Below are 12,488 nucleotides of genomic sequence, written 5' to 3' on the forward strand. Positions count from 1 at the left end.
ATAAGCATTGCAAAGACACAAAGCCTGCATAGATAGACAGGCAGCAAATCTAGGGCGAGGACCCATGGCGAAGAAAAATCACGAAACCGATGTGGCATTCATCGAAGCACTGGCGAAACTGCTTCAGGAAAACGACCTGACCGAGCTGGAAGTCATGCGCGACTATGGCGAAAATGACAGCCTGAACGTGCGTGTCAGCCGCGCCAAAGAAGTTGTTCAACAAATCGCAGCGCCGGTTGCAGCCGCAGCCCCCGCGCCAGCAGTTGCCGCCGCGCCGGCAGCAGCCCCTGCCGCTGAGGCCCCCGCTGCTGCTTCGGACGATCCGGCCAGCCATCCCGGCGCCGTTCCGTCGCCCATGGTTGGCACCGCCTATCTGCAAGCCGAACCCGGTTCGCCTGCCTTCGTAAACGTGGGTGATACCGTGTCCGAAGGTCAGACCGTACTGATCGTCGAAGCGATGAAAACGATGAACCAGATCCCCGCCCCGCGCGCGGGTAAAGTGACTCGCATTCTGGTCGAAGATGGCTCGCCGGTTGAATTTGGCGCGCCGCTGATGATCATCGAATAAGGCGCGTATCATGGCCCAATTCGATAAAATCCTGATTGCCAACCGGGGCGAGATTGCACTGCGCGTGATCCGTGCTGCCCGCGAGATGGGCATCAAAACCGTTGCCGTGCATTCGACCGCTGACGTCGATGCGATGCATGTGCGTATGGCAGATGAAAGCGTCTGTATCGGCCCAAACGCCGGCACAGACAGCTATCTTTCGATCTCGGCGATCATCGCAGCCTGTGAGATCACCGGCGCACAAGCTGTGCACCCCGGTTATGGTTTCCTGTCGGAAAACGCGACCTTTGTTCAGGCGCTGGAAGATCACGAAATCACCTTCATTGGCCCCTCGGCTGAACACATCCGCATGATGGGTGACAAAATCACGGCCAAGGATACCGCGAAAAAACTGGGCATTCCCTGCGTTCCCGGATCCGATGGCGGCGTACCCGACATCGAAACCGCGCGCAAAACCGCGGCCGAAATGGGATACCCGGTGATCATTAAAGCCACCGCCGGTGGTGGCGGTCGCGGCATGAAAGTCGCCGAGACCGCAGCCGACATCGAAACCGCCTTTTCCACCGCCCGTTCGGAAGCAAAAGCCGCCTTCGGAAATGACGAAGTGTACATGGAGAAGTACCTCCAGAAACCGCGTCACATCGAAGTGCAGGTCTTTGGCGACGGTCAAGGCGGCGGCGTCCATCTGGCCGAGCGCGACTGCTCGCTCCAGCGTCGTCACCAAAAGGTATTCGAGGAAGCCCCCGGCCCCTCGATCAGCCCTGAAAACCGCGAGAAGATCGGCACGATCTGCGCAAACGCCGTGGCCGAAATGGGCTATTCCGGCGCTGGCACGATCGAGTTCCTTTATGAAGATGGCGAGTTCTATTTCATCGAAATGAACACCCGTTTGCAGGTGGAACACCCGGTCACCGAGTACATCTTCGATGTCGATCTGGTCCGCGAACAGATCCTTGTGGCGGAAGGCAACAAGCTGTCCTTTGCGCAGTCGGATTTGGAAGTAAATGGTCACGCGATCGAGGTTCGTCTGAACGCCGAGCGTCTGCCGAACTTCACCCCCAGCCCGGGCAAGATCACCCAGTATCACGCCCCCGGCGGGCTGGGAGTACGGATGGACAGCGCGCTTTATGACGGCTATTCGATCCCGCCTTACTATGACAGCCTGATCGGCAAGCTGATCGTGCATGGCCGCGACCGACCCGAGGCGCTAGCGCGCCTGAGCCGCGCGTTGGGCGAGCTTATCATCGACGGGATCGAAACCACGGTTCCGCTGTTTGACATGCTGCTGGCCGAGGCCGACGTCCAATCGGGTAACTACAATATCCACTGGCTGGAACGCTGGCTGGATGAAAACATGGGGTAAGGGCCATTGGCCCAACCCACTCCTCCCCCTCTCACCGCTGAATTGCTGATGAAGGCTTATGCCATGGGCGTCTTTCCCATGGCCGAAGGCCGCAACGATCCCGAGGTCTTCTGGGTCGATCCAAGGCTTCGCGGGATCATCCCTTTGGACGGGTTTCATATCTCGCGCAGCCTTGCCCGCACGATCCGTCGCACCCCCTATAAAGTTACGTTGAGCCGCGACTTCGCACAGACTGTCGAAGCCTGCGCCGACCGGGATGAGACTTGGATCAACGACACGATTTTCGCGCTTTATCAGCAACTTCATCGGATGGGTCATGCCCATTCGCTTGAGCTTTGGGACGGCGACGAACTGGTGGGTGGGGTCTATGGCGTGACCTTGGGCGGGGCGTTCTTTGGGGAAAGCATGTTCTCGCGCCGCCGGGACGCGTCGAAGATCGCGCTGGCCTATCTGGTGACCCATCTAAGAGGCTGCGGTTTCACACTGTTCGACACGCAGTTCTTAACCCCGCATCTTGCCAGTCTGGGCGCGGTCGAAATCCCGCGCGCCGCTTATCATGAGCTGTTGGAGAATACGCTAGATGTTCAGGCTGATCTAACAGGTCGCCCCCTGCCCGACGCTTATTCGGTCGCGCAGCGCAAAACCCAGACGTCATAGCGCGGGTGATCCAAAGCATTCAGCGCGGGCGAGGATGCAATCATCCAGCCCTCGAATGTGGTTTCTTCGGCATTGCCATCCCGCACGACCAGCCACGCAAAGGCATCGCCAGATGGGTTATCCGTTGGATAGCGGCATTCGCCAAGCGTAACGCGCAGACGGCCAAGTTCGACCGTGTCGCCCACATTCATCTTGAAGTCCATCGGAGTGCCCGACACCTTGTCCAACCCACGCAAATGCGCGCCCGGCGCTTTGGCGGTTTCGGCCCAAGCGGCGCTGGCCGCAAGCAGGGCGACAGTCAGGGTGAATGCAGCGCGGATCACTCGGCGCTATCCTCGCCACCGGCGACGTATTTCAGCAGCAGTTGCACAAGGCTGACGGAGCCTTGGGTGTCTTCAATCTCGGCGCCCGGCTCTAGGTTGAAGGGCGATCCGCCGGGCAAAAGCTCGACATAATTGCCCCCCAGAAGACCTTCGGACGAGATGATTATGGCGGTGTCTTCCGGCAGCGCCACATCCGACTGTACGGTGAAATCCGCATCCGCGCGGAACGTTTCAGGGTTCAGTGTAATGTCAGTCACCGCGCCCACTTTGACACCACCCAGACGCACATCCGTCCCGATCGAGATACCGTCCGCCGTGCGGAACGACGCGGTATAGCTGTCCGTCGCCCCCCCGCCCGACAGGCCAACAATTTGGCCCGCATACAGTAGGAACCCAACGGCAACAGCCAGCACGATGCTGCCTGTGACGACTTCGGTTGTATGGCTATTGCTCATGCGAAATGTCCCTGATTTCGGGGGCTGGTCGGCGACTTGCGCGATTTACTCGGGCTGCCAGGCTTCATAATCGCTGCGCTCGGCCGGGGCGGCCTGACGCAGGGAACCAACAGGCGCATAGGCCATGGCTGTTCCTGTCAGATTGTCCTGATGCGGCTTTTCCCAATCCTTATGCGCCAGCGGCTTATCTTCCGGGCAATTGTCGAACGTGTGGTGCAACCAGCCATGCCATTCGGGGCTGACGCGGCTTGCTTCCGGTTCACCGTTATAAAGCACCCAGCGGCGGCTGTCGTCTTGGTTGCGATAGAAGACGTTGCCCTGATCGTCTTCTCCGACTTTCACACCTTTGCGACGGGTGAACAGCCAAGTTCCGATCGTCTCACTGTGGTACCATGTCAGAAGCGAAAGAAGCCGCATGTCGATCTCCGAAATTTCTTACCTTTGATATGGCCCAAGCCGGGGCGAAGGTCCAGAGCTTTGCCTTTCAATCCGCGATCCTTGCGCGATTTGAGGCCAGTTTGGCATCAGGTCAGCCTAGAAATGGAAAAGCCACCGCACAGGCGATGGCTTCTTCAGTGTTTTGGGAATCAATCCGAACCGTTAGCTGGCGGATACTTCTTCCTTCGCAGTGTCCGAATAAATAATCAGCGGTTTCGCGTCAGAATTCACGGCGTCGTCATTCACGACAACCTCGTCCACATTCTCAAGCCCCGGCAGGTCGAACATCGTGTCCAGCAGGATGTCTTCCATGATCGAGCGCAAACCGCGCGCACCGGTCTTGCGTTCAATGGCGCGTTTGGCAATGGCGTTGAGCGCATCCTCGGTGAAGGTCAGCTGCGCCTCTTCCAGTTCGAACAGGCGTTGGTACTGCTTGACCAAGGCGTTCTTCGGCGCGGTCAGGATGGTGACCAGAGCGTCCGCATCCAGATCTTCCAGCGTTGCAATCACCGGCAGACGGCCAACGAATTCTGGGATCAAACCGAATTTCAGAAGATCTTCGGGCTCGAGCTCCTTGAACAGCTCCCCCACGCCGCGGTCATCATTCTCACGCACATCAGCGCCAAAGCCCATCGCCGAGCCTTTGCCGCGCTGCGCGATGATCTTGTCCAGACCTGCGAAAGCACCACCACAGATGAACAGGATGTTCGTCGTGTCCACTTGCAGGAATTCCTGCTGCGGGTGCTTGCGGCCACCTTGCGGCGGAACCGACGCCACAGTGCCTTCCATGATCTTCAGCAGCGCTTGCTGCACACCCTCGCCCGACACGTCGCGGGTGATCGAGGGGTTGTCCGACTTGCGGGTGATCTTGTCGACCTCGTCGATATAGACGATGCCGCGCTGCGCGCGTTCGACGTTGTATTCAGACGCCTGAAGCAGCTTCAAGATGATGTTTTCCACGTCCTCGCCTACGTAACCGGCTTCGGTCAGCGTGGTGGCGTCGGCCATGGTAAAGGGCACGTCCAGAATACGCGCCAGAGTCTGAGCCAGCAGCGTCTTACCACAACCGGTCGGGCCGATCAGCATGATGTTGGACTTCGCTAACTCGATCTCGTCGCCATTGGCAGCAGCGTGATTCAGGCGCTTATAATGATTGTGAACCGCCACAGACAGCACGCGCTTGGCATGCCCCTGCCCGATCACATAGTCGTCCAGAACCTGGCAGATTTCCTGCGGTGTCGGCACCCCGTCCGAGGATTTCAGCCCCGACGACTTGGTTTCTTCACGGATGATGTCCATGCACAGTTCGACACATTCATCACAGATGAACACCGTCGGTCCCGCGATCAGCTTACGCACCTCGTGCTGGCTTTTGCCACAAAACGAGCAATAGAGCGTGTTCTTGCTGTCGCCAGAGGAATTATTCGCCATAGTTCAGTCCTATTAGGCCGAATTCCGACCCCGTTAAGCCCATCAGGGCTGTCTTTTGCCCCTATCCCCAGCTTAGGCCAGGGATAAGGTATGCACAATCAGCTTTTTGAACGGCCTGTAACAGGCCTTTCGGGCAGCATTTTGAAAGGCCCTTTGGCGGGCCTTTCACGATCTATTTACGCTTCAGCGTCGTCGCTTTTGGCGCGGTTTTCCACAATCTCGTCAATCAGGCCCCAATCCTTGGCCTCCTGCGGGTCCATGAAGTTGTCACGCTCCAGCGCGTCAACCACGGCTTCCATCTTCTGACCCGTGTGCTTGACGTAAATCCCGTTCAGGCGATCCTTCAGCTTCTGGGTTTCTTGGGCGTGGATCATGATGTCCGTCGCCTGCCCCTGATAGCCGCCCGACGGCTGGTGCACCATGATGCGCGAGTTGGGCAGCGAGAAACGCATGCCGCTTTCGCCAGCTGCCAGCAGCAGCGATCCCATCGACGCCGCCTGACCGATCACCAAGGTCGACACTTTGGGTTTGATGTATTGCATCGTGTCATAGATCGACAGGCCCGAGGTCACCACACCACCGGGCGAGTTGATATACATCGAAATCTCTTTGTTCGGGTTCTCAGCCTCGAGGTGCAGAAGCTGCGCCACGATCAGGCTGGACATGCCGTCATGCACCGGGCCGGACAGGAAAATAATCCGTTCCTTCAACAGGCGCGAGAAAATGTCATAAGCCCGTTCCCCGCGCGAGGTTTGCTCAACCACCATCGGGACAAGGGTGTTCATATAGGTATCAATCGGATCGTGCATGTCGCCTGCTTTCTCTTCGCGCCAAAGCCCGTTCTGGGCATCTTATGCCAACCTAGTCCTGTGTTTGGGGGGCTGCAAGGGGCCGAAAACATCCCGCCCCGGACAGTGGAACACATTTCAAACAGGGATGCCGGAAAACGGTTAACAAAATCCTTCCCTTAGCGTCGCTCAGACAACAAATTGCAAAAGAAAAGGCGCCGGTTGGGCGCCTGATCTTTTTTCTGTGTTTTTGGACCTATCACCCCGGTGACATCCCGCGCAAACGCTCGGACCGGCGGCGCAGAAGTTCGACCGTGGTCAAAAGCGCGATAGAGATCACAACAAGGATCGTCGCAACCGCCAGAATGGTTGGGCTGATCTGCTCACGCAGGCCGGTGAACATCTGCCATGGCAACGTCTGTTGCTTGGCTGAGCCCACGAAGATCACCACCACAACCTCGTCAAATGAGGTGATGAAGGCAAACAGCGCGCCCGAGATTACGCCGGGCAGGATCAGCGGCATCTGAACGCGGAAGAATGTGGTCACCGGATCAGCACCCATATTCGCAGCCGCACGCGTCAGCGAGCGGTCAAAGCCCACCAGCGTGGCGGTCACGGTGATGATCACGAAGGGAATGCCCAGCGCTGCGTGCGCCAGAACAACGCCCCAGTAAGTGCCCGCCAGACCGATGCGGGAATAGAAGAAGTACATCCCTGCCGCCGAGATGATCAACGGCACGATCATCGGCGAGATCAGGGTGGCCATAATGGCGCGACGAGCCGGGACGTGCGGCTGGCTCAGACCGATGGCCGCCAAGGTGCCCAGCGACACGGACAAAAGCGTCGCAGCAGGCGCGATCTTGACCGAGTTCCACAAGGCGTCTTGCCAATCCGGGTTCGAGAAGAAGTCACGATAGTGCTTCAGCGAATAACCGGCCGGATCGAAGCTCAGCATCTCTTTCGTGAAGGTGAAGAAGTCCTGCGAGTTAAAGCTCAGCGGGATCACAACAACGATGGGGGCAATCAAGAAGAAAAAGATCAGCCCACAGATCACGCGGAACGTATAGTGCCAGACCCGCTGGCCGGTGCTTGCATATGGAGGAAGTGCCATGTCCGTTACCCCAGCTTCACGTTGTCAATGCCGACGATCTTGTCATAGGCCCAGTACAGGACCAGAACGACCGCCAGAAGAATGGCGCCCAGCGCCGAGGCCAAGCCCCAGTTCAGCGAGCTCGAGATGTGGAAGGCAATCTGGTTCGAAATGAACGTGCCTTTCGTGCCCCCGACCAATGCCGGCGTGATGTAGTACCCAATCGCCAGAATGAACACGAGGATCGAACCCGCGCCAATGCCCGGAATTGTCTGCGGGAAATAGACGCGCCAAAACGCGGTCCAATCGGTTGCACCGAGGCTTTTCGCCGCGCGCAAATATGTAGGCGGGATGGTTTGCATCACCGAATACATCGGCAGGATCATGAACGGCAGCAGAATGTGGGTCATCGCCACGATCGTACCGAACTGGTTGTTGATGATCACCAATCGGGCGCTGTCATCCACAAGGCCGATCCAGACAAGGATGTCATTGATCACGCCTTGTTGTTGCAGCAGGATTTTCCATGCGGAAGTCCGCACCAGAAGCGACGTCCAGAAGGGCAGCAAAACGAGGATCATCAGAATATTTGCCTGACGCATCGGCAGGTTCGCCAAAATCCACGCCACCGGATAAGCCAGCAAGATGCAGCAGACGGTGATCGCCAGCGACATCCACAGCGTACGTCCCAACAGGTTCATATAGATCCGCTCGGCTTCCGGGCGCATCTCGGCCCCGTCAGGGCCCACGCGCATGTCCACAGCGTTCAGGAAATACCCCGCAGTAACAGGCGGCGAATAGGTCTGGATGGTGCGCCAATTGTCGGCGTCCGCCCAGTCTTCATTGATGTCGATCAGTTCGTCTTTCCAAGAGCTTACACCCTCAATATCAAACTTCTTGGCCTTGCGCCCTGTCTTGCGGAACAAGGACGCGATGCCGGGGTTTTCATAATTCAGGCGGGTGCCGACCTTGGTGTGGGTCTTGGCTTCGGCCGCATCTTTCAGATCCGCCGCCATCGCGGCATAGACTGCCTCGGACGGCAGATCCCCGCTATTGGCGTCCCAGTCAGCCAAAGCCACAACAGTGCGCGGCAGCGTGTCTGAAACGATCCCGTTTTTCACCGAGCGATACAGCATATCGGCAACGGGCAAGATGAAACTGATCAGAATGAACAGCAACAGGGGTGCAATCAGCAGCAACGCTCGCATTTTCTGTCGGCGGAGCGCACGCGCAAGGCTGCGCTTCAGCGGCGTTCCATCTGCGGCCAGAACCGGGCCGCCGGTATCAGTTGTATCGCTCATATCTTCCCTGTCGGCTGTTGCCGTTTCTTGGTTTCAGTCAGCTAAATTGACAAACAAATCAGATAGATAAAATGGGGGGGGGTGAAGGGGGTCCAAAGACCCCCTTCGTGTTCAAATTACTTGGCCAGCCAAGCTTCGAACTTTGCGTTCAGGTCGTCACGGTTGTCTGCCCACCATTCGTAGTCATACACGTGAACGTTGCCCGAGTTTGCCGGGTCGGTCGGCATGTGCGGAGCCATGTCGATACCCAGTTCGGCGTGCTTGCCAACCAGCGGGGCCGACGATGCACGGGCCGGACCGTACGAGATAAACTTGGCCTGATCTGCCAGACGCTGGGTGTCGGTGGCGAACTTCAGGAAGTCCATGACACGTGCCTTGCGGTCTGCGGGCAGACCAGCAGGAACGATCCAACCGTCAAGGTCAAACGACTGCATATCCCAGAGCATGCCGATCGGCTGGTTCTGCTCGGCGATGGCCGAGAACAAACGACCGTTGAAGGTCGAGCCCATCACAACTTCGCCGTCAGCCAGCAGCTGAGGCGTTTCAGCACCGGCAGTCCACCAGACGACGCTGTCTTTGATGGTGTCGAGTTTGGCCAGAGCACGCTCCATGCCGCCGTCTTCGCCCAGTACGTCATAGATTTCGTCCTTGGCGACGCCATCACAGTACAGTGCCCATTCAACGTTATCGATCGGGCGCTTCTGAAGCGAACGCTTGCCCGGGTATTTTGCAAGATCAAAGATATCGCAAACCGAAGACGGAGCTTCTTCGCCAACCAAGTCGGTGCGATAGCCGAATGTGGTCGAGTACACGATCTGCGGCACAAAGCAGTCCGAGACCAGCAGGTCGCCAAAGTCGTCCGAAGCCGAGGTGCCATCAGGTGCAGCGGCCAAGACTTCATCATGGTTCAGCTCTTCGGCCAGACCTTCGTCGCACAGACGCATCGAGTCCGACGCAACAGCATCAACCAAGTCCCAAGTGACGTTGCCAGCTTCGTTCATGGCGCGCAGCTTTGCCACAGCTTCAGCCGAGCTTTCGTCCCAAGTGACTTTCACCTCTGGGTGCATTTCCAGATACGGCTCGACATAGGCCTTGATCTGGCTGGACTGATAGGCACCACCCCAGGACACCAGCGTCAGTTCATTGGCCATGTCCTCGGCGGTTGCCACGTTACCGGCAAGCGTCAGGGCCGAGCTGGCCAGAAACAACTTCGCAAGTTTCATACTAATATTCTCCCTAGTTATCCCGTTTGGTTGGTCGGAACTGCATGACGGGTCGCACACAATCCCCTGGCTCTATGCTCGGACGCGTGTCGTCACGCCCCCGAAGCAAATTCGTTTACGCGTCCAGCGCGCGACAATCCTGCGGCAACCAGCCGATTTCGATCTGCTGGCCCGGTTTCAGGCGCTCGACATCGGGGGCGTTGCGGGTCTTGATGATAAACTCGTCATTGCCAGCGACGCGCAGGCGGGTGCGGAAAATGTCACCCATATAGATGAACTCAAGCACTTCTGCTTTCAGCGTATGGGCGCCTTCCTGCAGGCGGTCTTTGTTGTATTCAACGCGTTCCGGGCGGATCGACACCTTAGTGCGCTCGCCCACTTCCGAGACGTTGATCGGGGTGGCGTCCAGCTCTTCCCCGTCGTCCAGACGCACCACACATGTGTCGCCCGAAATCTCGGTCACAACGCCTTCCAAGGTGTTGTTTTCACCGATGAACTGCGCAACGAAACTGTTTTCGGGCTTTTCATACAGCAAGTCCGGCGGGGCCAGCTGTTGAATGCGGCCATCATCAAAGACAGCAACGTTGTCCGACATGGTCAGGGCCTCGGTCTGGTCGTGGGTGACGTAGACCGTGGTGATCCCAAGACTATGCGCAAGGTGCGTGATTTCGAACTGCATCTTTTCGCGCAGCTGCTTGTCCAGCGCGCCCAGCGGTTCATCCATAAGTACCAGCTCGGGTTCGAACACCAAAGCACGGGCCAATGCAACACGCTGCTGTTGGCCACCGGACAATTGCGACGGACGGCGGCCGCCAAAGGCGCCCATTTCCACCATATCCAGCGCGCGTTTGATTTTCTCTTCGCGCTCGGATTTGCCCATCTTGCGTACTTCCAGTGGGAAGGCCAAGTTTTCGGCAATCGTCATGTGCGGGAACAGCGCATAGTTCTGGAACACCATGCCAATACCGCGCTTGTGCGGCGGGATGTTGTTGATCGGCTGGCCACCCAGACGGATATCACCGTGGGTTGCAGTCTCGAATCCGGCCAACATCATCAAGCAGGTGGTCTTCCCAGACCCCGACGGCCCGAGCATGGTAAGAAACTCGCCCTTCGCAATCGACAGGTTCAGGTCTTTTACGACCAACGTCTCCCCGTCATAGCTTTTTTGGACACGATCAAAAACGACAAATCCGTCGTCGGAAACAGCTTCAGCCAAGTGACCCCCCTGGTCTATGTTCTTTTTTTCACGCACCAGCCAACACGAAGAAATCTGCGAATACAACAGTCAATTCGACTGTTTTTACACCCCCTGATGATTAATTGTGCTTTTCTGTGTGTGCATTACACCCCAAAGCTTACCTATCAGAACACGCAAACTCGCTTCTTTTTGTTGCTTGACCATGTCGTTTTTCGACCTTGAGCAAAGCGGTTGATTGGTGACCGGGCAACAGGCGCAATTCTTGTGCAAGAAAAAGCTCTGTCGCCCGGGTCTTCGCTTTAGTCTGAGGATATCGCACCCTCAGGTCAGTGCATTCACGACCCAAAATGGGAAATTCACGCCAGAATCAGCCTCTATCGCGAAATGATGTTGTGACCTGGCCCATAGGGGAAGCCGGTGATGTTCTCGGCTCCATCCTCGCCCACCACCAGAATGTCATGTTCACGATATCCGCCAGCCCCTGCTGTGCCTTCGGGCAGGAACAGCATCGGCTCCATCGACACAACCATGCCGGGTTCCAGCACCGTGTCGATGTCTTCGCGCAACTCCAGCCCGGCCTCGCGACCATAGTAGTGCGACAAGACGCCGAACGAATGCCCATACCCGAACGAACGATACTTCAGCAGTCCTTCGCTTTCAAAAAACTTGTTGATCTCGGCCGTGATGCCCGAGCAGGTCGCGCCGGGCTTGATCAGGCTGATCCCAAGCTCATGCGCGGCAACATTGGCCTTCCAGCGGCGCAGGCTTTCCGCATCAGGTTCGCCAACGAACAGAGTGCGTTCCAACGCAGTGTAATAGCCCGAAATCATTGGGAAGGTGTTCAGCGACAGGATATCACCGCCTTCCAGCTTGCGCGTGGTGACCGGGTTATGCGCCCCATCAGTGTTGATGCCAGACTGGAACCAAACCCACGTATCGCGGAGTTCGCTGTCGGGATGGGCGCACGAAATCTCAAGCTCCATCGCGTCACGCCCGGCCATGGCAATGTCAATTTCGCGGGCCCCGACGCGGATCGCATCGTGAATGGCAGCTCCACCCACGTCGGCAATGCGTGCGCCTTCGCGGATCAAGGCGATTTCCTCGGCGGATTTCACCATGCGCGCCTGCATCGTGTCGGCTGCAATGTCTGTGAAGCTACTTCCTGACAAGAACTCTTCCGCCAGACCGCGCTGCGCCAAGGTCATATGGTCGCCTTCGATCCCGATCGACTTGGCATTGCCGACAAGGTTCTTAACCGCGCGCCAATAGTTGTTGCGCTCCCAATCCGTATAGATGACGTTTTCACCATAACAGCGCCGCCACGGCTGGCCCGCGTCGATATTGGCCGACACGATGGTCGACCGATCCGCCGTCACCACCAGCCCGTAAGGCCGACCGAACGCGCAATATAGAAAGCCCGAGTAATAGGCGATATTGTGCATCGAGGTGAAGACAACGGCTTCGACACCGCGCGCGGCCATGATCTTGCGTAGACCTGCTAAGCGACGTTCGTATTCCGCGTCCGAGAAGGGCAGCGGGGCTTTTTCACCGTTTTCACAAACAAAGTATTGAGGGCGTGGCATATCACATCTCTCCATCTTCCGAGGCCGGGATGTGTAAGGAAATGCCCGGCCAACCTAACTCCCCGGCGTG

At 57.6% G+C, this 12,488-nt stretch carries 12 protein-coding genes and 1 pseudogene; 3 read left to right on the plus strand and 10 right to left on the minus strand.

The window, feature by feature from the left end; all coding sequences use genetic code 11:
* The first annotated feature begins 64 nt into the window (after window positions 1-64).
* The 3 genes from accB to aat all read left to right on the plus strand — a co-directional run bounded on the left by accB (window position 65) and on the right by aat (window position 2,588).
* Window positions 65-568 (plus strand): acetyl-CoA carboxylase biotin carboxyl carrier protein, encoded by a 504-nt coding sequence (gene accB / locus ACXAH3_RS09710; protein ID WP_474861885.1) that lies wholly within the window; start codon window positions 65-67, stop codon window positions 566-568.
* Between the two features lie 10 nt (window positions 569-578).
* The gene (accC, locus tag ACXAH3_RS09715; RefSeq protein WP_474861886.1) at window positions 579-1,931 is read left to right on the plus strand and encodes an acetyl-CoA carboxylase biotin carboxylase subunit; all 1,353 of its coding nucleotides are present in this window, start codon (window positions 579-581) and stop codon (window positions 1,929-1,931) included.
* Window positions 1,932-1,994: 63 nt separating this feature from the next.
* Window positions 1,995-2,588, plus strand: coding sequence for a leucyl/phenylalanyl-tRNA--protein transferase (aat, locus tag ACXAH3_RS09720; RefSeq protein WP_474861887.1), 594 nt, complete (start codon window positions 1,995-1,997; stop codon window positions 2,586-2,588).
* Here the strand turns inward: aat and ACXAH3_RS09725 are convergent.
* From ACXAH3_RS09725 to ACXAH3_RS09770, 10 genes and pseudogenes are all read right to left on the minus strand, one after another.
* Window positions 2,552-2,911 (minus strand): DUF2155 domain-containing protein, encoded by a 360-nt coding sequence (locus tag ACXAH3_RS09725; RefSeq protein ID WP_474861888.1) that lies wholly within the window; start codon window positions 2,909-2,911, stop codon window positions 2,552-2,554. The genes aat and ACXAH3_RS09725 overlap by 37 nt on opposite strands.
* Window positions 2,908-3,366 (minus strand): outer membrane lipid asymmetry maintenance protein MlaD, encoded by a 459-nt coding sequence (mlaD, locus tag ACXAH3_RS09730; RefSeq protein ID WP_474861889.1) that lies wholly within the window; start codon window positions 3,364-3,366, stop codon window positions 2,908-2,910. Before mlaD ends, ACXAH3_RS09725 begins: the two co-directional genes overlap by 4 nt.
* A gap of 45 nt (window positions 3,367-3,411) precedes the next feature.
* Entirely contained in the window at window positions 3,412-3,783 is a 372-nt protein-coding gene (locus ACXAH3_RS09735) for an NADH:ubiquinone oxidoreductase subunit NDUFA12 (RefSeq protein ID WP_474861890.1), read from the minus strand.
* A 183-nt stretch (window positions 3,784-3,966) separates the two neighbouring features.
* Window positions 3,967-5,235, minus strand: a complete 1,269-nt coding sequence (clpX, locus tag ACXAH3_RS09740) for an ATP-dependent Clp protease ATP-binding subunit ClpX (RefSeq protein WP_474861891.1) — start codon at window positions 5,233-5,235, stop codon at window positions 3,967-3,969.
* A 176-nt stretch (window positions 5,236-5,411) separates the two neighbouring features.
* The gene (locus ACXAH3_RS09745) at window positions 5,412-6,044 is read right to left on the minus strand and encodes an ATP-dependent Clp protease proteolytic subunit (protein ID WP_474861892.1); all 633 of its coding nucleotides are present in this window, start codon (window positions 6,042-6,044) and stop codon (window positions 5,412-5,414) included.
* 238 nt (window positions 6,045-6,282) lie between these two features.
* Window positions 6,283-7,134, minus strand: a pseudogene (locus ACXAH3_RS09750) (ABC transporter permease); the annotation flags it as partial.
* Between the two features lie 5 nt (window positions 7,135-7,139).
* Window positions 7,140-8,414, minus strand: coding sequence for an ABC transporter permease (locus tag ACXAH3_RS09755; RefSeq protein WP_474861893.1), 1,275 nt, complete (start codon window positions 8,412-8,414; stop codon window positions 7,140-7,142).
* Between the two features lie 116 nt (window positions 8,415-8,530).
* Window positions 8,531-9,637 carry an extracellular solute-binding protein gene (locus ACXAH3_RS09760; protein WP_474861894.1) on the minus strand — a complete coding sequence of 369 codons (1,107 nt, stop codon included), beginning with the start codon at window positions 9,635-9,637 and terminating at the stop codon, window positions 8,531-8,533.
* Between the two features lie 115 nt (window positions 9,638-9,752).
* The gene (locus tag ACXAH3_RS09765; RefSeq protein WP_474861895.1) at window positions 9,753-10,853 is read right to left on the minus strand and encodes an ABC transporter ATP-binding protein; all 1,101 of its coding nucleotides are present in this window, start codon (window positions 10,851-10,853) and stop codon (window positions 9,753-9,755) included.
* Window positions 10,854-11,209: 356 nt separating this feature from the next.
* On the minus strand, window positions 11,210-12,418 hold the full coding sequence (locus ACXAH3_RS09770) for an aminopeptidase P family protein (RefSeq protein ID WP_474861896.1): 1,209 nt from the start codon (window positions 12,416-12,418) through the stop codon (window positions 11,210-11,212).
* Between the last annotated feature and the right edge of the window lie 70 nt (window positions 12,419-12,488).

This window comes from Aliiroseovarius sp. ABM4_368 (genome assembly GCF_056161205.1).